Genomic DNA, 23,591 nt, shown 5'->3' on the forward strand with positions numbered 1-23,591 from the left:
GTCAGTTATGTCACTTGGAATTTTTTGCGACATAATAGCGGGCATAAATTCTAATTAATAAAGCAAGGATAGTACGATGACACTGAGCTGTATTCAACAACCTCATCCGCATTTGAATGCAAATTTAGACCATGGCGTTTTGACTTTAGCCATCAATCGTCCTGAAGCAAAAAATGCCTTATATGGTGAATTGTACTTAAAGATTGCCCAAGCTTTGGATGAAGCAGATCAAAGTTCTGATGTACGCAGTGTAATTTTGCGTGGTGAAAGCGCAGATTTCAGTGCAGGCAATGACATGCAAGATTTTATGAAATTTATTCAATCACCGCTTGAAGGTAAAGCAGGTGATGCACCACCGTTTGTGGTCTTAAAATCTGCTGCGAAATTTTCCAAGCCTTTGATCGCTGCGGTACGTGGTGTGGCAATTGGGATTGGGGTTACCATCCTACTCCATGCTGACTTGGTGTACAGCGACAATACCGCTTTATTCCAAATTCCATTTGTGAGCTTAGGTTTATCTCCTGAAGGTGCTTCAAGTAAATTACTCATCCAGCAAGCTGGCTACCACAAAGCGGCGGAACTGCTATTTACTGCTCAGAAATTTAACAGTGAAAAAGCACTTAGTGCAGGCTTGGTCAACAGCATTGAGGAAGATCCTTATGCCACTGCACAGAAACAAGCTCTACAGCTAGCAGCGTTACCATTGGCATCACTTCGTCAAACCAAAGCCTTGATGAAACATAATCTTCAAGAAATCATTGAATGCATTGATCATGAAGCAGAAATCTTTATGCAACGTGTCGCTTCACCAGAAATGAAAGAAGCAGTTGCTGCATTTATGCAAAAGCGTAAACCTGATTTTTCACAATTTAACTAAATACTTTTCTCATGACTTAGGCACTATAAGTGGCTAAGTCTATTTTTCCTTTTCATTTTCCAAAGAATGCGATTTTATGTCTCAAGAAAATACTTCTCCTAAAAAACGTTATTTTGAAGCAGCTCCTACTGATATTGACGTCGATAACTTTCGAAAAGTGGTTGAAAGCCGTCGTTCAGTACGTAAATTTACCGACAAACCCATCCCAAGTGATGTATTGGATGCATGTGTTGATTTAGCGCTTATTGCACCAAACTCATCAAATTTACAGCCATGGACTTTTTATGTCGTTCAAGATGCTGCCAAGAAAAAACAACTGGTTAAAGCATGCCTTGGTCAGCTTGCTGCAAAAACTGCAGCGGAACTGATTGTATGTGTAGCGCGTACAGACCGCATTAATGACATGGCGAAACGTAATATTTCTGAGTTTCCATTCCCTGAAGTACCACCAGCGGTACAGAAATATTATAAGTTCATTCCTTATAACTACATGACAGGTTACTTAAACACTGTAGGTAACTTTAAGAAAGTGGCTTTCAAAGTTGCACGTACTTTGGATAAGCAGCTACCAGTCACAGCATTCAATCCTGCAGATGCCAAATTGTGGGCAAGTAAAACTACTGCACTCGCGTGTGAAAACTTAGTTTTAGCATTACGTGCTTATGGTTTTGACAGTTGTATGATGGAAGGTTTTGATGAGCCTTTGGTTAAAAAACTGTTAAAGCTCAATGATCAGCAACATGTGGTGATGGTGATTGGTGCGGGTGAACGTGCTGAAGACGGCGTATTCTTCCCACAATATCGTTTTGATCGTGAATTATTTGTTCAAAAAGTTTAAAAGGTTAACTTAACTTTTAATGACTACACATGCACGTTTTCAAGGATTCATCTAATGCTTGTTGTGTAGCAATTCCTCACTTTTCACGGGCGAAAAGTGACAAAAGCCCTTTGTTTGGTTGAGGATACGTCCTTGTATCCCAACCAAACGGTGGCATCCATGCCACCTTATCTCCTTTATCTAATTCAGTTCTTAAGCTTACTTTGAAGCCAATGTTGCATCATCAATCCAATTACAATGAAAACCTAACGGCACACGTGTAGGTAAGTGAATCGTAGCAACTGGCCCTGCTTCAATATTTTGTGCATTTAAAATTACGACTTTTGATGGACTACCATCTAAAGCATGTACATAAGACATGAGCCAACCGTCATTTTCAGCTTGTACGCCATTCTTTTCAGGATTCTCTCGTGCAACAAAAATGACTTCACCTGTCACAAAATCCTCACCATAGGAATAAGTCTGTGTCGTATGCAGTTCCAAATCATGGCTGATTAAACGATTGCTTTTGACCTGATGAGGGTCATCAAACTCACCAAAAGAAACACTATAAATATAGCGATATGGTCGTCCTGTATAGGCTTCATTAATACGTGGGAATTCCTGTTTTTCTTTTGATAAAACAGTACGCGTCACCAGATTTTTATCTTTAATAAAAACAAATCGTTCTAAACGTATGTCTTGATCTTCAATAGGTCCCTGAATCGAATTGACCATACAGCTTGAATGCACGACTGCATCTAAAACGATATTGCCATTTTCCATTTCAAATGCATTTGCACTATGGAAAATAAAACACGGCTCTATGTCATACCAAACAATATCGTCTGCTTGACCACCAAAAGGCAGCACACCAATTCTGGCTTGATGTAATGGATTCCATTGATAAGGCAGCAATGAGCCATTTATGGCACTTTTAAGCGAAAAATTCACACACAAATCAAAAATCAGCACATGGTTTTGAGTAATCGCACAATCATGAATCATTGGGCCATGTTCAACGGGAATCTCAACATGATGTTTAAGCTTGCCCTGCGTATCCAAATGCAGATAAAACACTTTATTTTTCTCTAATGCGTCATAACACACCGCATGAATTTCACCAGTTGCAGGGTCAATATGCGGATGCGCAGTAAAAGGGAAATCTTGCTGATCTTGAAAAAATTGCTGTCGTTTAGATTCTAGATTTTGATCAATTTCAATGGGGTATGAACCTGCTTCAACCAGTGCCCAGATTTTCCCTGCATAACTTAGAATATTGGTATTCACAGCATCTGTTACACCACGTGCTTCACCGTCTATCTTAGCTCGTTGAAGTTTCTGCTGGACACTGTCAGAACCGACATATTTACTCTTATACCATTTTGCTTGCCCAGCATCTAAGCGTAGGCCATGAATCATGCCATCCCCAACGAACCAATGATAGTTTAGAGGATTCTTTACCGTAATCGGATTTGGACCAATCCGCATCAGTGTTCCGCTGAATTGTTGGGGAATTTCGCCTTCTACCTTTAAATGCGCACAAAATTGCTCTAGCCGTTGTGGTGCAAATACACCATCCAAGTAAGGATTGTCATGGGAATATGGCAGTTGACTGTGCGCAAACCCCATGGCCTGACGAATGGTTTTGCTGATCACCTTTTTTACGGTTCGTTGTATCGATGTCGACAACTGCATATTTTTTTCCTATTTATTGTTTTGTTTATATTTCTTGATCAGTTTATAGCAAATTTTAGCAGCATATATCCATTTATGCTGCGTGTTTATGACAATGTCTTATTTAATTAAATTCAAGGATTTGTAGAAATTCAAAGGCTGGCTCCTCATAAGGATGGCTTTGCTTTAAAGCTGCTGCAACCTGTTTAGCATGAACTTCAGGAACAATCGTTTCAACGCGCCATTCAGGAATACGCTCCAATTCACCAAGCTCACCAATAAATGGATTTGCGCCTTTTACAGGCTTGAACTGCCCTGTTCCAAGGACTTGCCATGCACAATGTTCGTAATTACCAATCCCACCTGCACCTGCTGCAAAAATCGCATTTTTAGTCGATTCAAGGTGAGATTCTGGTACGTAATAAATGAGCTTTAACACGATATTTCCTCAGCTATTTCGATAAGATGATCATCTGCCAATGCTTGGGTAATCATTGCAAGTGCAGAATTTTGTGAATGTTTCGCATAAGTTGCATAAAGACCAAGCTGCGGTAGTTTTTGATCGGTCTGAATAATTTTGACCTGCGGATTTAAAAATTTCAGTAAATATTCTGGTACAAAGCTAAATCCCATTCCCATATTAATCAAATTAATGTGCTGTAGAACATTGGTCACCCATAGAATTTGATCATCTGCCTGCTGAGTGAATGGAATTAAAGCATTAAGCTTGTCATAAAATACGGGTGAAGCATTTTTTTCACACATAATCACGGTTTGATTTTTCAGCTCCTGCAATTTAAATACCCGCTCTGATGGATGCAAACCTTGCAAAGCCACCAAATAAATCTGTTCATTCATCAAATGGATATTTTCATAATCTGAATGCTGCAAGGCATAGCGGGTAAAGGTTAAATCTAATTCGGCATTTTTAAGGGCTTGGATTTGTTCTAAACACGTCAGGCTGTGCAGATGAATTTTAACATCGGGAATATTTTGTTTAAGTTGCTCAAGGATATTTGGCATCAACTTTATTTCTGCCACATTTAAAAACCCAATATGGATTTGATTTTTCTTTTGCTGTGCCGCCTGATGCGCCGCTGCCACAGCCAGTTTTGCACTTTCCAGTGCATTCATTGCATGCGGTAAAAAAGCTTCGCCCTCTTGTGTTAAACGCACCTTACGTGCAGATCGGTCAAATAATACTAAACCGACTTCATGCTCTAGATCCTTAATCTGCTGACTTAATGATGGCTGTGCCGTAAAAAGTTTTTCAGCGGCTTTGGTAAAACTTTGTTCTTGTGCCACCGTGACAAAATAACGTAAATGCCGAAGTTCCATTTCCTGCCACCTAATCTTTTTTCAAGCAAAAATCAATTTCGTCATAGTCTATTAGTGGAAATTTATATGCAATTAGACTTTAAACGCATACCTCTACAACCCTACTAATGTGTTGTTTAGACTCATTTTCATTCAAGGCACATGCCAATTTGTAATGACATCAGATGGATCGTATATGACACAGCATTTTGATACCGACGTATTAATCATTGGTACTGGACCTGCAGGCTCAACACTCGGTTTAGCCTTGGCAAACTATGGCATAAAAGTTCAACTTTTCACTCAATTTAACTGGCTTGCCAACAGTCCACGTGCGCATATTACCAATCAACGTGCAATGGAAGTCTTACGTGATTTAGGCGTAGAAGAACAAGTCAAAGAAATTGCCACACCCTGGGAAATGATGGGTGAAAGTCTGATTACCACAAGCCTGGTCGGTGAAGAAATTGCGCGTCTTTCTGCTTGGGGTACAGGTGATGAACGCCATGGTGATTACATCAAAGGTAGTCCATGCCCATTGGTCGATTTAATTCAACCTAAAATGGAAGCGCTACTCGTCAAAAATGCTGCTGAGCGCGGTGCGATTTATAATTTCAATACCGAATACTTATCTCATGTTCAGGATAAACATGGGGTGACTGCGACCTTCTTAAACCGTATAACCAATACTGAATTTAATTTACGTGCCAAGTATCTCGTCGGCATGGATGGTGCTAAATCTCGAGTATTAGAACAATTAGATTTACCGCTCGAAGGCGTGATGGCACGTGCTGGTACAGTCTATGTCACATTTAAAGCCGATCTTTCTCAATATGTAAAAAATCGTCCTGCAATTTTGCAATGGATCGTGAATCCTGAGGCAAGTTTTGGCGATTTGGGTATGGGCTTACTGCGCGCCATTACCCCTTGGAATGAATGGATTATGGGTTGGGGCTTTGATATTTCCAAAGGTGAGCCACAGGTCACTGAAGAACAAGTTCGTGCACGACTTGATGCTTTCGTTGGAACCCATGTCGAAGACGTTGAGATTCAAAAACTTTCCTATTGGTACGTGAACCAAACATGGGCGACGGAATATTCTAAAGGTCGCGTGTTCTGCGGTGGCGATGCGGTACATCGTCATCCGCCTTCAAGTGGTTTAGGTTCAAATACCTGTATGCAAGATGCCTTTAACCTCGGCTGGAAACTGGCCTATGCTGTTAAAGGTTGGGCTGCTCCTACACTTTTAGAGTCCTATACGGCTGAGCGAGCGCCTGTGGGTAAACAAATTGTGGCACGTGCGAACCAATCACGTTATGACTATAAATATTTAAAAGAAGTGTTTGGTTTTGATCAAGGTGTCACCACACAAAAAGACATGTTGGAACGGATTTTTGCGGAAAATGAACAAGGTGCTGAGATTCGTAAAAAGTTATTCAAAGCACTCGAAATTAAAAACTTTGAGTTTAATGCTCAAGGTGTGGAGCTCAATCAGCGTTACACATCAAATGCCATCATCAATGAATCTGAACCTGAAGTATTTGAGCAAGATGAACAACTGTACCTACAAGCGACCACACGCCCAGGTGCTAAAGTCCCTCATACATGGTTAATTGATTCGAAAGGTAATAAACAATCCATTTTAGACATTACAGGCAAAGGTCGTTTTACCCTACTCACCGGTCTTTCAGGTAAAGGCTGGAAACTTGCAGCTCATGCATTGAATTTACCTTACTTGGATGTCATTCAAATTGGTTCACGCGAATATCGCGATGTGTATTGCACATGGAACAGTAAATCTGAAATTAATGAATCAGGTGCTGTTCTTGTTCGTCCAGATGGTTATGTCGCATGGCGTTATCAGGAGAGTACAAATGATGAGTTTGATTTTGAAAATACATTGAAAGCGGTGTTAAAGCAGATTCAACTCACTGTTTAAATACGTAGAAAAGCACTGAAAAGCCACGAATTGTGGCTTTTTACCTGATTTCTTCACGTTATCTCATAAATAGTTTTGAGCAAGAAATATTACTCACAAGATCGCCATACACCAAAATTCCTAGCAACTTTTAAAAAACTAAAATGATGGCTGAATTAACAATATTGTCTAAATTTAAATATTTACATAACTATTTATCACAATAATCATCTCTTGGCATGGTCATAGATGTCCCATCCAATGCTTTAGAATATGCTAAATTTTCTTGAAAACGCTGCTTAGTATTGGTTGTGATAGCGCCAATACTTTTCACAATATTTGATGCAAGTTGATTCTCATGAGGAAAAACATCATAGATACAAGAAATCGCACGTGCGCTTTCATAATTTAATTGTCTTACACGAATCATATCAGTCTTATCGACCAACAATATTACTTGCGACTGAATTGCATATTGTTCAACTGCTTTACGTTGCTTAGGATGATGATAGGTACGTCTGATATATTCATCAATATCATCTCGAATGCCATTATTATTTAAATCTAGGCCTTTTAAATCCGAATCATCATTTAATTGAGGTAACTGCCCAATCTCTTTAGCAAGATCAATCCGATCTAGATTCATTTTCCACATATACCACTCACAACCCGCTAAAGATGTGATGCTCAGTAAAAAGATTATTTTTATAATGTTCTGGATCTTAATCTGCATAGAATTTGAATACTTAGATCATAATGGAAATGAGATCTTTTTTTTATGAGTATGTGAAAATTACGCTTAATTATAAAATATTTAAAAAAAGTGATTTATGTGATGTATCAGGCTTGATTAGCAAGTGTTTGCTGAAATAAGAAAGAACATCAAGTGATGGTCTTTTTTTATATACAACAATAAGATTTCAAGCAACTTTATTTAAATAGATGATCTGCGACATGGATGTCGCCGTCAGACTAGGGACAAGGATGTCCTATCAGTCAGATAAAGCATTTTTGTTACTTTTGATGCTTCAAAAGTAAGGTATCATTTACGATATCCTGATGATAAAAAAAGCCACCTTTCGGTGGCTTTTTTAATTCGGCGGATTCAAGCGGCAAGTGCAACAGTATAAAAACCAGCCATAACTTCACTCGGTGTATACCAACCTAGTGTTTTTCTAGGACGATGGTTGAGTGCAAATTCTATCTGCTCTATTTGTTCGTTTGACACATCATCAAACGATGATGATTTTGGCAGATATTGACGGATTAAACCATTCGTATTTTCATTTCTAGCTCGCTGAATAGACTTGTAAGGATCAGCAAAATACGTCTCTATCCCAGCATCAGTAATTCTTTTGTGTTCGGAAAATTCTTTGCCATTATCAAATGTCACACTATAAGCATGGCTCATTTGTAAACGATCTAATGCACAAGTAATCGTTTGAGAGGATGCTCTCGTTGGCCCTAAATGAACAATATGTACATACAGGCTCTTTCGATCAACGAGTGTCAATAAAGCACCTTTATGATGTTTACCAATCACCGTGTCACCTTCGAAATCTCCTAAACGTTGTCGTTGATCAATGACCTGGTCTCTGCAGTGAATACTTGTTTTATCAATGATTTGCCCCCTACGATCCGTGTTTTTGTAACCTCGTTTTCGATATTTCTTCTGATGCCTTAAGTGTAGATGGAGTTTACCGCCTTTTGATTTATCTTGATAAATGTACTGGTAAATCCACTCATGTGAAGGTACATCCAGCCAACCGCGTTGTGTTAAAGCACCTGAAATTTGTTCTGGTGACCAGTCCAAGCCAATTAAATAATCAATATAGGCGAAGGCAAATGCTGTCATTGATGAGGAAGGACGGTACCGTCTTTGACTTGCAAATTTAGCTGCCTGTTGAGCCCTATATCCACGTTGCCCAGTATTTCTTTTTAATTCACGGTAGATGGTTGATCGTGAACGCCCTAACTCCCGAGCAAGGTTAGCGATTGAGCTTTTACTTTTCAAAGTAGCATAAATTTCGTATCTTTCATCTTGAGAAAGTTGGGTGTATTTCTTCATTGTGTGCTTTCCAATTGCGAGTTGAAAAAGTCTAATGATTCTATGAATACACCTAACTTTTTCAACTAACTACAAATGTGTCGCACTTGGGATTTGAATCTGCGTTCATTGATTTAATTAACCAATAAATTTACGTGCATTACGGAACATACGTAACCAAGCACCATCTTGATCCCAATCTTCAGGTTTCCAAGAATGCTGAATCGCACGGAAGTTACGCTCTGGATGCGGCATCATAATCGTTGCACGACCATCAGTTGATGTCACGCCAGAAATCGCTTCAGGTGAACCGTTCGGGTTCAGTGGGTAATGCTGTGTTGGGTTACCGTGACTGTCTACATAACGTAGAATCACTTGGTTACCAGCATTCAGCGCAGCAAAGTTTTCTTCACTTGCAACCGCACGACCTTCACCGTGTGCTACAGCGATTGGAAGAATCGAACCTTCCATACCTTCAAGCAAGACAGAATTTGATTTCTCAACACGAACATTCACGCTACGCGCTTCAAACATTTCTGAAACGTTACGATGGAAACGTGGCCAGTTTTCAGCACCCGGAATCAGTGGTGCCAATTGAGACAACATTTGACAGCCATTACAAATACCTAAAGAGAAAGTTTCGTCACGGTTGAAGAATTTCTCAAATTGGTCACGTAGTTTCGGGTTGAACAATACTGATTTTGCCCAGCCACCGCCTGCGCCCAATACGTCACCGTAAGAGAAACCACCACATGCTACCAAGCCTTCGAAATCATCAAGGCTGATACGACCTGCAAGTAAGTCACTCATGTGTACGTCAACGGTGTTGAAGCCGACTGTATCAAATGCAGCAGCCATTTCCACATGACCGTTTACACCTTGTTCACGTAAAATTGCCATGCTCGGACGACGTAAATTAATAAACGGTGCTTCTACAGGCTCATTTAAGTCAAAGGTTGGTTGTGCGATTAAACCTTTGTGATCCTTATCTGTGATCAAGGCAAATTCTTGTTCAGCGGTTTCTAAGTTATCACGTAGACGTTGAATTTGATGTGACACTTCAGTCCAAGCCACTTGCAAATCAGCACGTTCAAGCACAAGACCATTCACAGACAATTGATCTGTATTGTTTACAGTACCAACTAGAGAAATCGCATCTTTAATTGAAGATGCTGCGACTTCAGCTTGTAATGCGTCCCAATCTGCTTTGGCAATTTGCAGAACCGCACCAATTTCTTCAGCAAATAATGAAGCCACAGATTGTTCTTCAAGTGCAACACCTAGACGTGAAGCGAACATCATTTCCGCAACAGTCGCAAGCAAACCACCATCGCCGATGTCATGATACGCCTTGATTAAGCCGCGGCTGTTCCAGTCTTGAACCAATGCAAAGAATGCTTTGAAGTCATCGAAGCTATTAACATCTGGCGTTACTGAACCAATTGCTTTATACACTTGCGCTAAGATCGAACCGCCAAGACGGAATTGACCTTTAGACAAATCAATACGAACCAGTACAGATTCGATATTTTTAAGTTCAGGTGTAAGCGTCTTACGAACATCAGTCACTGGTGCAAACGCAGTGATTACACCTGACATTGGCGAAGTCACAGACTTATCTTCACCTTCATCATTCCATGTAGTACGCATAGAAAGTGAATCTTTACCCACTGGAATGGCAATACCCAATGCAGGGCACATTTCCATACCGATGGCTTTTACACCTTCGAATAATGCTTGGTCTTCGCCCGGTTGACCTGCAGCTGCCATCCAGTTCGCAGACAATTTAATATCGCTGATTTGGTCAATCTTCGCAGACATGATGTTCGAGATGGATTCAGCAACCGATAAACGTGCAGAAGCCGCTGGGTTTAACAATGCAACTGGTGGACGTTCACCCATCGCCATTGCTTCACCTGTATAACCCACAAGGCTTGTGGTGGTTACCGCAGCATCTGCCACAGGAACCTGCCATGGACCCACCATTTGATCACGTGCAACCATACCCGTAATCGAACGGTCACCAATGGTGATCAAGAACGATTTAGATGCAACTGTTGGGTTTTTAATGACACGGTAAATCGCATCTTTCAGATCAGTGACTTTCGATGCGTCGAAGTCATCGCCTTTGCGTTCAGCAGTTTCATATGAACGGCTCATGCGTGGTGTACCACCGAGCATCACTTGCATTGGCATATCCACAGCTTTGTTTTCAAACAATGGATCTTCAACGGTTAAGTGACGTGCTTCAGTCGCTTCACCAAGCACCGCAAACGGACAACGTTCACGCGCACAGATCGATTCAAATAGTGCTAAAGATTCTGGTTTGATCGCAAGGACATAACGTTCTTGTGCTTCGTTTGACCAGATCTCCATTGGAGACATACCAGGCTCAAGCGATGGAATCTTACGAAGGTCAAGTACCGCACCGAGTTCATGGTCATTCACAAGCTCAGGCATTGCATTTGAAATACCGCCCGCACCCACGTCATGCACAGAGACGATTGGGTTTTCATCTTCCATACGCCAGCAGGTATCAATTACTTCTTGGCAACGGCGTTCCATTTCTGGGTTTTCACGTTGGACAGAAGCAAAATCTAGGCTCTCACCCATGGTACCGCTGTCTACAGAAGAGGCTGCACCGCCACCTAAACCGATCAGCATTGCAGGACCACCAAGCACAATCAAAAGATCGCCCGGTTGGATCGCATCTTTTTCGACATGGTCAGGACGGATGTTACCGTAACCACCGGCAATCATGATTGGCTTATGGAAGCCTTTTACTTCGCCATTGACGTTTTGTTCAAAAGTACGGAAGTAACCATTTAAAGCAGGACGACCAAATTCGTTGTTAAACGCTGCACCACCCAGTGGCCCTTCAATCATAATTTGAAGTGGCGATGCCATACGTGATGGTTTGCCATAGTTTTCTTCCCATGGCTGTTCAAAGCCCGGAATGTTCAAGTTCGAAGTTGTGAAACCTGTTAAACCTGCTTTTGGCTTACCGCCACGGCCTGTTGCGCCTTCATCACGAATTTCACCGCCTGAACCTGTCGCAGCACCAGCAAATGGTGCAATCGCTGTAGGATGGTTATGGGTTTCCACTTTCATCAAGATGTGAGCTGCTTGGCTCTTGTATTGATAAACGAACTGACCGTTTTCGTCTTTTTTCGGATAGAAACGTTGTGTGTCAAAACCAACAATCACCGATGCGTTGTCTTTATACGCCGACAAGACATCTGTTGGTGATTCTTTATAGGTGTTTTTAATCATTTGGAACAATGACAATGGTTGCACTTCACCATCGATTGTCCATTCAGAACCAAAGATTTTATGACGGCAATGCTCTGAGTTTGCTTGTGCAAACATCATCAGCTCGATGTCATTCGGGTTACGACCCAATTTTGTAAATGCGTCTGTCAAATAATCAATTTCTTGATCAGACAATGCAAAACCAAATTCAGAATTGGCTTTGACTAGTGCTTGTTTACCTTCACCCAAAATATCAATTGAGTTTAAAGGTTTTGGTTCAGTCTCAGTAAACAGTGCAGCAGCATCTTCAATCTTATTGAATATGCTTTCTGTCATACGGTCATGCAAGACTTGTAATGCTTCTTTAGACAGCGCTTTTACGCCTTTTAGGGTAAATAAAACGCCGCGTTCTAAACGATGAACCGGCGTATTACAATTCGCGAAAATGTCTGTTGCTTTAGACGACCACGGCGATATGGTTCCGACACGTGGTGTGACTAAAATTTGAATCTCATCATCTGCAGCTTGGCGGAGTTCATATGACTGACCATCGTTGAGAAGCTGTAAAGCGGATTGCTGTTGTTGCTCACCTAGCGCTTGGTCAAAAAGGTAAACAAATTGACTTTCTAGTGATTGAACAGAACTAATTGGCGTTAAGCGCGAGAGTAGTTGAGTTTTCTTAAAAGAAGAGTGTGCAGGTGCACCGGCAACGATAAACATGCTGATTTTGGCTCCACGGGATGGTCATCGACCATGCCACAATGTGACTTGAGAGAGGGTCATATTCTACTGTGAATTGAGCAAATCAGCTAGAGAGGAATGCAGAAAACTGACCGCTTATGAGTCAGCTTTTTTAAAATAATACGTTTATTTTCAGTCAAAAAAATTGAACGTAGTCGGCTAGGTTATCACATTTTTCTAGATAAAAAACAAATCTTGTTAAGTTTTCTCAACCTCTTAAAAATTGTATTATTTTTCAACAACAAGCCCAATCAGGATCATCTTGAAAATTTAGACACTTCAACCTGCAGTTCTATTGGTTTAGATGATCCATTAAATCTTTCACTGCTTCCAAAGAAAGCTGCAAAGATTTCGGATCAATTAACTCAATCGTGTCACACGCTTTGTGATAACACGGTGCAAATTCAAGTTCATCCCCTTTCATTTGCTCATTAAATAAAATTAAAGACGTCACTGGTACCTTGCCTAAAAATGGCGCGGTATCACTTGCGGCCAAGGTCGAAACATCCTCTTTCACCTCAATGCCTTTGGTTTTAAAGAATGCTTTCATCTGTTGTTCTAAGGCTAAATCGCCTGCATGTTTTGGTATCTTACGTAAGCCATCTGTTAGCGGCTTATATTCAGCCTCTTTCATACCACGTGCTTTGAGCATTTTTTCCATGTCATCAATGGAAGAATGGTCACCATCCGCGATTTGAATGGTTGGATTTTTTGTACCGACCATATCGATATTGATATACGCCTGAATGCCTTTGAGCTGTGTTTCAGTCAATTGACTGACAAAGTCTTTTGAGCCGCCTATGCCATCCTCTTCAGAATCCCAAAATGCAAGATATACCGTATGTTTCGGCTTGGTCTTAGCATAGTGATGCATCAACTCTAAAAGTACGGCGACACCTGAACCGTTGTCATTAATGCCCGGCCCCATTTTCACTGAATCATAATGTCCACCAACGATAATCGCGGTGTTTTTAGATTGTCCCTGAATTTCTACAATGATGTTTTGCCCCACTATTTTATTGCGGTTTTCAAAGGGAAGCATCTGCGCAGTCAATTCAGCTTTTTTCGCTTCATCTAGGATGTATTTAGCTGTTGCTTGCCCACCTGCTGTTCCCACGGCACGATTTCCACCATTTTCTTGAGCAATGGCTTGTAAGATATATAAATGCTTCATTATAGGATGGCCATCTCGCACCGCCAATTGCTGTGCCATAGTGAGATCTTGCTGCATCGGTTCTGTCGTACAGCCTGATACACCAATTCCCAATGCCAACATTAATAAGGTTCCAACCCCAACTTTTATATGCATCATGACTTCCACGTTTTTCTCTATTTGTTTCATATTAAGAGATTGAGCCATGTGCGAGATAGTGCATTTCAGTAACGATCTTTCTTCTATTTCGACCCTCATTTAAAACGGCAACTTATGTCGCAAGTACATATATTTTCAAACTGAGATTTGGCATCATAGCCTTGAACAAAGAAGGTAAATAACAATGAATACGATGCGCTGGCTTGATCTGCTCTCGACTTTACGAATTGGCAGTAAAAAACAAAATACTGAACTGGCACGTAGCCCTTTTCACAAGGACTACGACCGAATTATTTTTTCGCAAAGTTTTCGCCAGCTGAATCGTAAAACTCAAGTGCATCCCCTCACGCAGCATGATGGTATTCATACCCGCCTGACCCATTCTTTAGAGGTGTCTTGTATTGGGCGTTCTTTAGGCATGCTGGCGGCTGAAAAAATTAAAGATGATTTACCGGCATGGATTTCCCCTGCCGATGTCGGTGCAATTATTCAGGCCGCTTGCCTTGCGCACGATATTGGCAACCCGCCTTTTGGTCATGCCGGTGAGTATGCCATTCGTGAATGGTTTGACGATGCCTCACATACCGACTTTTTAAAAGATTTAAGTCCTGAGCAAGAAGCCGATGTACGCCAATTTGAAGGCAATGCCCAAGGTTTACGCTTACTAACCCGTATTGATTATCATCCGGATGACGGTGGAATGCGCCTGACTTACGCAACCTTAGGAGCTTACTTAAAGTACCCATGGCTATCTAAAACGATTGCATCACAGGGTGACACGCCTGCCAATAAACGGGCAAAGTTTGGCTGTTACCAGTCAGAAAAAGAGATTTTAAAGCAAATTGCTGAACAGCTTGGTTTGCTGCAACTGGGTGATTATCACTATTGTCGTCATCCACTCACCTACTTGCTCGAAGCAGCCGATGACATTTGCTATGCCCTGATTGATTTAGAAGACGGCATCAGTCTAAACATGCTGAGCTATGAAGAAGTTGAACCAATCTTCCTAAATTTAATTGGCGATTACGGTATTCCTGAAGAATTACAGATGCCATTGTCAACGTGGCAGCAAAAAATTGCTGCACTGCGTGGTCGGGTGATGAAACGAATTGTAGATGAAGTCACGACTGCCTTCGCACGACATCAGCAAGAAATCCTCATGGGTCAATTGCAAGGCTCTTTGTTGGCCTATTGCAGTCCGGATGTGGAAGCTGGAATTAACCGTGCCAAAGAATTGGCCCGTGACAAGATCTTTGAACACCCACAAAAAGCTGGTCTTGAGATTATTGCGCACCAATGTCTGCAAAATATTTTAGATGCTTTTATTCCACTGACCACACCGCATAAAAACTTGAGCTTTAAAGAGCAGCGTTTAATGGCCATTTTACAGCGCTCTGGTTCACATTTTGGCGCAGATCACTATGACAATATTATGCAAGTGCTCGATATTGTTTCGAAGTTTTCCGACCATCAAGCCTATAACCTCTCGCAAGAGTTACAAGGCAATAAGTCTGGTTTAATTTAAGCCATTCTCGCTCGAGTTTTGATGATAAACTCAAGCAAAATGATAGATATGCATGTGACTAATACTTTTTCTTGTGACATGCCCCGATTAAATTAGAGTAAAAATTTAAATGATTGGATGCCTGATTGGTGAAGTGCTTGCTTTAGAAGCACCGACTGTATTACTTAATGTGAATGGTGTGGGTTACGAGATTGATACCCCGCTCACCACTTTCTGCCAACTACAAAAAGGGCAAAAAATCACGCTTTGGACACATTTGGCGGTTCGTGAAGATGCGCAGTTGCTGTATGGATTTTTAAATCAGCAGGAAAAAACCATTTTCCGTACCTTACTGAAAGTCAACGGTGTTGGACCTAAAATGGCTTTGGGTATTTTGTCTACGTTAAGTGTAGATATGCTTATTCATACGGTTGAACATGAAGATGTGAATACCTTGGTCAAAGTTCCGGGTGTCGGCAAGAAAACGGCTGAACGCTTAATGATTGAATTACGTGACCGCTTTAAAGCGATGGCATCAGGTGCTGTACCAAGCAATTCAACGACTGAGCAAATTCAATTTACAGGCAATTCTGCAGTGGCTGAAGCTGAAGCTGCACTTCAATCTTTAGGTTATAAGCCGGCAGAAGCGCAAAAACTGATTAATGCAGTAAAAGCAGATTACACTGAAGCGAGTGACATTATCCGCGCGGCATTAAAATCGATGAATAGATAAGCAATTTACCTATGAGCAAATTTTCAATCTAAAATTTGCTCGAGCTTTAGCGACATGGATGTCGCTAGTTGAGTTGAGGTACAGGACGTACCTTCAACTCAACAAAAGATTTTTGTTACTTTTGATCTTTCAAAAGTAAGACAACGCCTACACAATGGCAGCCAAACACAGATCATTATTTGAGGCTGTTTTCACAGCATCAAACAGCTTCGATAAAGAGATTAAGTTAATAGATATGCAAGACCGTCTTATCAGTGGTTCTGAAAAACCCGAAGATCATTTTGATCGTGCCATTCGCCCGACTTCACTCGATGACTATGTCGGTCAACCGGTTGTCCGTGAACAAATGGAAATCTTTATTGGTGCTGCACGAGGTCGTGGTGAAGCACTCGATCATACGCTTATTTTTGGTCCACCGGGTTTGGGTAAAACCACTCTGGCCAATATTATCGCGCGTGAAATGGGCGGTAATTTAAAATCGACGTCTGGTCCTGTGCTTGAACGTGCCGGTGATTTGGCTGCCATGCTCACCAATTTAGAAGAAGGCGATGTTTTATTTATTGATGAAATTCACCGTCTTTCGCCTGTGATTGAAGAGATTCTCTATCCTGCAATGGAAGATTATCAACTTGATATCATGATTGGTGAAGGTCCTGCAGCACGTTCGATTAAACTCGATTTACCGCCATTTACTTTGGTGGCAGCAACCACACGAGCAGGTCTATTGACCTCTCCACTACGTGACCGTTTTGGGATTGTACAGCGTTTAGAGTTCTATTCAGTCGATGACCTGACCCACATTGTGACCCGTTCAGCGAATCTCATGGATGTACCCATGACCGAAGATGGCGCACGTGAAATTGCCCGTCGTTCGCGTGGTACGCCGCGTATTGCCAATCGTTTGTTACGTCGTGTACGTGACTACGCGCAAGTCAAAGGTACAGGCGAAGTCACTCAAGAGATGGCGCAACGTGCGCTTGATATGCTCAACGTGGATAAAGATGGCTTAGATACGCTTGACCGTCGTTATTTGTCGATGCTGCTTGAACGTTTTGATGGTGGTCCTGCGGGTGTTGAAGCATTAGCAGCTGCGATGGCGGAAGATTCTGGTACGCTTGAAGATGTGATTGAGCCCTATTTGATTCAGCAAGGTTATGTGATGCGGACTGCACGTGGTCGTATTGCCACCAATATGGCGTATTTACAGTTTGGGATGACACCGCCTGAACCGAAAGAAAAATGATTTCAAAAGCAGCTTAGGCTGCTTTTTTTATTTCAGCTTGGATTAATTTGCTAATCTGTCTATTTAGCTCATTTAACAGCAAATAAATTGTAATATTATCTTCGCCTATAATCTTTTTAAGATCATTTCCTAATTTTTGAAACTCACTATATTCTAATAGCTCAATAATGGTTTGATTCTCTTTTTTTAACCATGATTCTGATTCAGGCTGGTCTAATAAAATCTCTAGATATCTCCATAAAAATTGAAAAAATAATATATTTTTCATTTCCAAATTGACAATCGAACGACCTTTAGTCAGTAAAAATAGCTCTAATACATGGTAATCTTGCAAAACTTGATTTGAGATATCTCTTAATTCTTGATAGATCTGCCCCACATGTGTAGTTCGATCCAATTTTTCCTTGTTACTGATACTCCCGTAAAACACCTTAAAATCTCGAAGTTTTAAAATAAGATTGGCTTGCCCACTAATGAATTTTGAAGCGTATTGAATAAAGTTTTGAGTGATAACCTGTTTGTTTTTAAATGCTAATTCTTTTTCAAAAGAATCTTTGTGACTATTTATCAATTCTCTATTTACTTTAATCTGACTTTTTGTTGATTGTTTGACAACATGAATCGTCACAAAGAATGCTAGGAGCGACAAAGCTATAGCACCGACAGCAATCCAATCAGTCGAACTAACATTCACATCCAATGGAATTTTTGTATTAGGATCAACTCCAACATGAGTGAGTTATAAAGGTTGCTGTGGCACAGTCCACGGCAATTGAATCATCATGTCATTGTTATTTTGCTCTGCCACAGTATCCTCTTTCTTATTTTTAAATCGATTATTTATTCACCATATTCTAAAAATTTTCAGGCTATTACAAAAGAAAAAGCCAACTGACCATACCTGAATCAGTTGGCAAAAGCACAAATTTATTTTTCTAACTATTTATCGTTTTTATTTCGCTTCGTCCTTAAACTCTTTAAAGTCCGCTTTACGAATCATGGCGTGAATACCTTTGGTTTTATCGACCACTTGAGACACTTCAAAATCAGTCGCAGCACTTAAGTAAGCGTACGCAATTTCCTCTGAAATACCATACTCATCTACAAGGAAACGAATGGCTTCACGGGTCGATTTACGCATTGCTTCGTCAAGGTCTTCATCCAAGCCCGGTGTAATCCAAAACTCATCATTTTCACCCAATGGCTGAGTTAATGATTTGCCCGGAATTTTGTCACGACCAGCTTTTAATACTAAAATTTTAAAGGTCGCACGCGCAGAACCTTCAAGCGCGGTTAACGCAACTTCGCCATCACCTTGTACAAAGTGACTATCGCCTGTATAGAACAACGCACCCGGTACTTGCACAGGATAATAAGCTGTTGCACCTGCAGTTAAATCATTAATATCAATGTTGCCGCCATAGAATGATGGTGGAACAGAATGCACAGCATCGCTCGTATTTGGTGCAACACCCATCGTTCCCATGAATGGATTGAGTGGGAAACGAATCGCTTTACCTGATTCTGTTTTCAATACTCCTTCCCATACGCCATCCGCATTTTTCTCAATAGGTGTAAACACCGAAACATTGCCATAGGCTTCTGGATTTGACGGTGATGCATGATCATGTTTTTGACGCTTTGGGAACTCAGGCAATGTACCTTTACCATGACGATTTGAGATCACACCGTAGGGCACGCGAGGCTCAACCTTTAAAATCTCAACTTTTAAAATATCACCCGGCATCGCACCTTCGACATAGACTGGACCTGTAATAATGTGTGGACCATCTTTATGGAAATCATGCTTGAGCTTTGAGCCTGTAATAAGTTTTGCTTCAGGTAAAATATGTTCAGCTTTAACTCCTTGTGAAGTGAAATATTTTTCAGCATCACGCCCTTGATCTTCTAGTAAACCTTCATGTGAAACTGTATCAAATGTAATCGTGCTACCTGCTGGAATCGTTAATACAGGTTTTGCATCTTTATTAGGTAGATAGCCCCAAGTAATTGTATTTAGTGTACTTGGCACATAATAATGACCTTTATAATCCCCACTTTTGAGTAAGGTTGGTTTGTTTTCAAGCTGTTTTAGGATTTTAAAATCTTCAGCTGAGGCATTTGCAGAAATAAAAGAAAAGCTGGCTGCAACAGCGAGAGACAGAGCTAAAGGTTTTAACATATGCTCAAATTCCATGATTTTGAATAGTTCTTATATGGAAGCAATAACAATGCCAAAAACTTTTTTCTTATGCCAATGCGCATATTGATGAAACAAAAAATAAAGAATGAATATTCACATATTATAAAAACTCATTTCCTCAAAATATTTTCGCCATAGATTCGGGCACTTTTACATTTACTTAAAGAACTCTCTTATCTCTTTACGCATCGACCACAATTCACATATCAAACCGCATTGAATAAACATAAATCACAATCTAAATTAATAAATGTGAACTAAGTCGTCATTTGATCAAAATTAAATGATGAGGTATCAAAATAGTGCATTTGCGAGCAACTTCATCACTATAAATACAATCGCATCGCCCTAGATACAACATAAATAACACTTGCGAATAATTAAGAGGGTACCGCCATGAAACATCTATTATTCAGTGCTTGTATAGCTTTACTCGCGATGAACTCTTCCGCAAAAGATGTTTGGGAATGCGGAAATGCGGTACTGCAAGATCTGTGTCAAAATCAACAATGTCGTGGCAAAGGCCCTGCCCATTTAGATCGCCTTACCATAAGCGTACAAGGACAAAAGAATGTCAGTATCTGTACCAATCAAGCCTGTTGGCGTGGTCAAGCTATGGTGACCAATCAAAATGCGCAGTTAATTTTAAAATTGAATGATGTGCGTTGGCAGGATCGTGATTATCCAGATCCTAAAAAAACCTATGTTCTTTCGATTAATCGCAGTACTCAAAGTATCTATTTTGAAGGCAATAATGAAAATCATCCTGTCGCATGCAAAGCAGTTTAATCCGATTTAAACTGCTTTTTTTGTTTTTACTACATGCTGTTGTAATGAATTAAAACAGTCGAGGTTAATCCCGATAATTTAAAAAATCCCCAAACGCATCTCTGACAGGCTTTTTGAAAGGTTGTGCCATTGGAGTCATTTCTTAGAGTGCTAAACTTCCCCGCATGACAGCACTTGACTCACTACCCGATTTTAGTCATTTTTCAATGCACTAGCGCGGTGTAACTGTCTAGTCCAATTCTCTAGATTGCAAAATGGAACACCTCATGGCGAATAAATTCGAATTCAACATTCGTGTATATATCGAAGATACTGATGCAGGCGGCATCGTTTATCATGCCAATCATATTCGATTTATGGAACGTACACGAACTGAATGGCTTCGCGCATCAGGCATCAGCCACTATTGGCATCAAAAAGACTACAATTTTGTTGTACATAAAATTAACGTGAAATATTCACGACCTATCATGATGGATGATCTAATTACCGTCACTGCAAGTGTCGTTTCATTGAAAGCCTCATCATTTGTATTGCAACAAAATATTTATCGTGGTGAAATCATGCTTGCATCCGGTGAGGTTGAATTGGCATGTATCAGTGCAGATATGAAACCACGTCGCCTACCCGATGAAATACGCGAACTAATTCAGAAAGAGTTAGAATCCAACTAAAAAAATTATTTGGCACATGTAACAACTATGGCAACTCAGTTAGAAACAACACTTCATATTTCAGATCTTATTTTACAAGCTAGTCCGGTCGTTCAATTGGTCATGCTGATTTTACTGCTGGCATCGATGTTGAGTTGGTATCTGATTGCCAAGTTATGCATGAGTTATAAAAAAGCACAGGCGGAAGATGAACACTTTCAAAAAATCTTCTGGTCTGGTGCTGAACTCAATACGCTTTATAACAACGCACAGCTAAACTCTAAACGTCGCGGTCTTGAAGATATTTTTTATCGAGGTCTAGGCGAATTTTTAAAATTAAAAAAACGTCATGCTTCTACTGAACAAACCATTGAAGGTACGGAACGTATCTTACGTGTAGGTTTAAGTCGTGACCAAAGCCAGCTTGAGAATGGTTTAGGTACATTGGCGAGCATCGGCTCTGTGGCACCTTACGTGGGTCTATTCGGTACCGTTTGGGGCATTATGAATGCGTTCATTGGTTTATCTGATGTTGACCAAGTGACTTTAGCGACTGTTGCACCGGGTATTGCCGAAGCATTGATTGCAACCGCTATTGGTCTATTCGCTGCCATTCCTGCTGTACTTGCATTTAACCATTACACCGCTAAAAGTGAAGCGCTCTATTCTGATCGTGCTTTATTTGCAGAAGAAATGATTGCACTGTTACAACGTCAGTCTGTCGGCAATACACAGGACAATGACTAATGGCAATTCAACGTTCTGGTCGCTTTGAGCGTATAAAAAAGCCACTAAAAAGTGAAATGAACGTCGTGCCTTATATCGATGTCATGCTCGTACTTTTAGTAATCTTCATGGTGACTGCACCCATGATTACCAGTGGCATCAAGGTTGATTTACCTCAAGCCAATGGTGCACCAATGGAATCTAAAGATGCCCCTGCCATGGTGACTTTAGATGAAAATGGTCAATATTTTCTTGAATATAAAGAACACAAAGCTGAGCCTTTAGAACTTGCTGCTCTTAAACAAATTTTGACTGAAGCGCAAACACAAGCAAAAGCCAACAATAAAGAGATGCAAGTGGTCATTCGTGGTCACAATACACGCCCTTATGGTGATGTCATTGCACTGATGTCTGAATTACAGGATGCCGGTTTAACTCAGGTAGGCTTACTGACTGAGCCATTAAAGTAGTTTATGAAAGAATTTAACAAACCACCGTTTAAGCAAAAAGCAATTGCCATCGGGTTTACCATCGGTGTGCATGTGGTTGCTTTGGTGGGATTACTTTATCTTGGTATGAGTAAACCACCTGAACCACCTAAACAAATCAAAACGGTTTTAATCAAACCTGAAGATTTGAAACCTGTGACGCGTGAAGAAACTGAGTTTACAGAAACGGCACATGAAAATATCGCCACTGAAATCACGCAAACGGCAACACCTGTCATTGATGCACCTGCGGTACCAACAGCAACGCCAGTAACGCCCCCACCTGCTGCTCCTGTAAAACCACAAATTGATACGCAGAAAGCGGCTCAAGAAGCTAAAGCTGCTCAAGAAAAAGCAGAACGACAAGCTGCTGAACAAGCCCGACTGGCAGAAAAACAACGTCAGGCTGCTGAAGCCGCTGCACAGGCAAAAGCTGAGGCCGCTCAGGCAGATGCTAAATCTAAGCAGGCTGCACAAGCCAAAGCGGATGCTGCACGTAAAAAAGCTGAACAAGCAGCAGCAGATGCTCAGGCAGCAAAATTAAAAGCAGATGCTTTAAAACGTGCTGAACAGCAAAAGCAAAAAGTGGCACAGGAAAAAGCGGCTGCAGAAGCAAAAGCCAAAGCTGCAGCTCAGCAAAAACAAGCTGCTGATGCAGCTAAAGCCAAAGCTGCTCAAGATGCCAAAGCCAAAGCAGATGCTGCAAAAGCGAAAGCAGAACATGATGCCAAAGCCAAAGCGGATGCCGCGGCAAAAGCGAAGGCTGAACACGATGCTAAGGCCAAGGCTGATGCATTAGCTAAACAAAAAGCGGCGGATGCTGAAGCAAAACGCAAAGCTGCCGCAGAAGCGAAAGCCAAAGCAGATGCTGAAGCTCGTGAACGTGCTGCCGAGGAAGCTCGTGCCTCTTCTGCACGTCAAGCTGCTGAGGAAGCTGCACAAAAACAAGCTGAGTCCAAGCGTATTGCATCCACTGCAAAACGTGATTTTGAAAACAAAATCCGCCGTGCTTGGGATACACCAAGTGGTTCCTCAGGTAAAACCGCTACTGCACGTATTCAGCTCAATGATGATGGTAGTGTGCGTTCGGCTGTAGTGAACTCTAGCGATCCCGATATGAAAGCCAGCATCGAAGCGGCTATTCGTGCGGCAGCACCATATCCGATGCCTTCAGACCCTGAAGCGCGACGACAAGCTCGCTCGTTGACTTCAACGTTCAAGGCACAATAAGAGAAAAGCCATAACAAATAATTTGTTATGGCTTTTACTTTTTAAGATAAACTTCAGTTTAAAT

At 41.0% G+C, this 23,591-nt stretch carries 20 protein-coding genes; 11 read left to right on the top strand and 9 right to left on the bottom strand.

Annotation, left to right across the window (positions count from 1 at the left end; genetic code table 11):
• Positions 1 to 76: 76 nt before the first annotated feature.
• Together A3K93_RS08060 and A3K93_RS08065 are read left to right on the top strand one after the other, a co-directional pair.
• Positions 77 to 877 (top strand): enoyl-CoA hydratase-related protein, encoded by an 801-nt coding sequence (locus A3K93_RS08060; RefSeq protein WP_067730570.1) that lies wholly within the window; start codon positions 77 to 79, stop codon positions 875 to 877.
• 76 nt (positions 878 to 953) lie between these two features.
• The gene (locus tag A3K93_RS08065; protein ID WP_067730572.1) at positions 954 to 1,715 is read left to right on the top strand and encodes a nitroreductase family protein; all 762 of its coding nucleotides are present in this window, start codon (positions 954 to 956) and stop codon (positions 1,713 to 1,715) included.
• Between the two features lie 198 nt (positions 1,716 to 1,913).
• Here the strand turns inward: A3K93_RS08065 and A3K93_RS08070 are convergent, their stop codons facing one another.
• From A3K93_RS08070 to A3K93_RS08080, 3 genes are all read right to left on the bottom strand, one after another.
• Positions 1,914 to 3,392, bottom strand: coding sequence for a carotenoid oxygenase family protein (locus A3K93_RS08070; RefSeq protein WP_067730574.1), 1,479 nt, complete (start codon positions 3,390 to 3,392; stop codon positions 1,914 to 1,916).
• A gap of 103 nt (positions 3,393 to 3,495) precedes the next feature.
• Positions 3,496 to 3,810 (bottom strand): NGG1p interacting factor NIF3, encoded by a 315-nt coding sequence (locus tag A3K93_RS08075; RefSeq protein WP_067730576.1) that lies wholly within the window; start codon positions 3,808 to 3,810, stop codon positions 3,496 to 3,498.
• Entirely contained in the window at positions 3,804 to 4,709 is a 906-nt protein-coding gene (locus A3K93_RS08080; protein ID WP_067730578.1) for a LysR family transcriptional regulator, read from the bottom strand. Before A3K93_RS08080 ends, A3K93_RS08075 begins: the two co-directional genes overlap by 7 nt.
• Before the next feature lie 175 nt (positions 4,710 to 4,884).
• Here A3K93_RS08080 and A3K93_RS08085 point away from each other — a divergent pair, with 175 nt between their 5' ends.
• Positions 4,885 to 6,627, top strand: coding sequence for an FAD-dependent oxidoreductase (locus A3K93_RS08085; RefSeq protein WP_067730580.1), 1,743 nt, complete (start codon positions 4,885 to 4,887; stop codon positions 6,625 to 6,627).
• Positions 6,628 to 6,817: 190 nt separating this feature from the next.
• Here the strand turns inward: A3K93_RS08085 and A3K93_RS15065 are convergent, their stop codons facing one another.
• The 4 genes from A3K93_RS15065 to A3K93_RS08105 form a co-directional block, all read right to left on the bottom strand.
• Entirely contained in the window at positions 6,818 to 7,261 is a 444-nt protein-coding gene (locus A3K93_RS15065; RefSeq protein WP_227509864.1) for a hypothetical protein, read from the bottom strand.
• Between the two features lie 450 nt (positions 7,262 to 7,711).
• Entirely contained in the window at positions 7,712 to 8,674 is a 963-nt protein-coding gene (locus tag A3K93_RS08095; protein WP_067730582.1) for an IS30-like element IS18 family transposase, read from the bottom strand.
• Positions 8,675 to 8,791: 117 nt separating this feature from the next.
• Positions 8,792 to 12,625 carry a phosphoribosylformylglycinamidine synthase gene (gene purL / locus A3K93_RS08100; protein ID WP_067730584.1) on the bottom strand — a complete coding sequence of 1,278 codons (3,834 nt, stop codon included), beginning with the start codon at positions 12,623 to 12,625 and terminating at the stop codon, positions 8,792 to 8,794.
• Between the two features lie 313 nt (positions 12,626 to 12,938).
• Positions 12,939 to 13,955: a M20/M25/M40 family metallo-hydrolase gene (locus tag A3K93_RS08105; protein ID WP_067731707.1), complete on the bottom strand. Its 1,017-nt coding sequence runs from the start codon at positions 13,953 to 13,955 to the stop codon at positions 12,939 to 12,941.
• 187 nt (positions 13,956 to 14,142) lie between these two features.
• On the opposite strand from A3K93_RS08105, the gene A3K93_RS08110 reads away from it, so the two are divergent.
• The 3 genes from A3K93_RS08110 to ruvB all read left to right on the top strand — a co-directional run bounded on the left by A3K93_RS08110 (position 14,143) and on the right by ruvB (position 17,438).
• Positions 14,143 to 15,483 (top strand): deoxyguanosinetriphosphate triphosphohydrolase, encoded by a 1,341-nt coding sequence (locus A3K93_RS08110; protein WP_067730586.1) that lies wholly within the window; start codon positions 14,143 to 14,145, stop codon positions 15,481 to 15,483.
• Positions 15,484 to 15,592: 109 nt separating this feature from the next.
• Positions 15,593 to 16,195 carry a Holliday junction branch migration protein RuvA gene (gene ruvA, locus A3K93_RS08115; RefSeq protein WP_067730588.1) on the top strand — a complete coding sequence of 201 codons (603 nt, stop codon included), beginning with the start codon at positions 15,593 to 15,595 and terminating at the stop codon, positions 16,193 to 16,195.
• Positions 16,196 to 16,430: 235 nt separating this feature from the next.
• Positions 16,431 to 17,438, top strand: a complete 1,008-nt coding sequence (gene ruvB, locus A3K93_RS08120; protein WP_067731708.1) for a Holliday junction branch migration DNA helicase RuvB — start codon at positions 16,431 to 16,433, stop codon at positions 17,436 to 17,438.
• 13 nt (positions 17,439 to 17,451) lie between these two features.
• On the opposite strand, the gene A3K93_RS08125 is transcribed toward ruvB, so the two are convergent.
• Both A3K93_RS08125 and A3K93_RS08130 read right to left on the bottom strand, forming a co-directional pair.
• Positions 17,452 to 18,132 (bottom strand): hypothetical protein, encoded by a 681-nt coding sequence (locus A3K93_RS08125; RefSeq protein ID WP_067730590.1) that lies wholly within the window; start codon positions 18,130 to 18,132, stop codon positions 17,452 to 17,454.
• A 258-nt stretch (positions 18,133 to 18,390) separates the two neighbouring features.
• Positions 18,391 to 19,620 (bottom strand): acetamidase/formamidase family protein, encoded by a 1,230-nt coding sequence (locus A3K93_RS08130; RefSeq protein WP_067731709.1) that lies wholly within the window; start codon positions 19,618 to 19,620, stop codon positions 18,391 to 18,393.
• 417 nt (positions 19,621 to 20,037) lie between these two features.
• Between A3K93_RS08130 and A3K93_RS08135 the strand changes: the two genes are divergently transcribed.
• From A3K93_RS08135 to tolA, 5 genes are all read left to right on the top strand, one after another.
• Entirely contained in the window at positions 20,038 to 20,430 is a 393-nt protein-coding gene (locus tag A3K93_RS08135) for a hypothetical protein (protein ID WP_067730592.1), read from the top strand.
• 266 nt (positions 20,431 to 20,696) lie between these two features.
• On the top strand, positions 20,697 to 21,104 hold the full coding sequence (gene ybgC / locus A3K93_RS08140) for a tol-pal system-associated acyl-CoA thioesterase (protein WP_067730594.1): 408 nt from the start codon (positions 20,697 to 20,699) through the stop codon (positions 21,102 to 21,104).
• 27 nt (positions 21,105 to 21,131) lie between these two features.
• A complete protein-coding gene (gene tolQ / locus A3K93_RS08145) occupies positions 21,132 to 21,830 on the top strand; it encodes a protein TolQ (protein WP_067730596.1) in 699 nt (232 codons plus the stop codon).
• The gene (gene tolR, locus A3K93_RS08150) at positions 21,830 to 22,279 is read left to right on the top strand and encodes a protein TolR (RefSeq protein WP_067730598.1); all 450 of its coding nucleotides are present in this window, start codon (positions 21,830 to 21,832) and stop codon (positions 22,277 to 22,279) included. The genes tolQ and tolR overlap by 1 nt, the downstream gene beginning before the upstream one ends.
• A 3-nt stretch (positions 22,280 to 22,282) precedes the next feature.
• Positions 22,283 to 23,527, top strand: coding sequence for a cell envelope integrity protein TolA (tolA, locus tag A3K93_RS08155; protein WP_067730600.1), 1,245 nt, complete (start codon positions 22,283 to 22,285; stop codon positions 23,525 to 23,527).
• The last annotated feature ends 64 nt before the right edge of the window (positions 23,528 to 23,591 follow it).

It is taken from the genome of Acinetobacter sp. NCu2D-2, from assembly GCF_001647675.1.
Lineage (GTDB): Bacteria > Pseudomonadota > Gammaproteobacteria > Pseudomonadales > Moraxellaceae > Acinetobacter.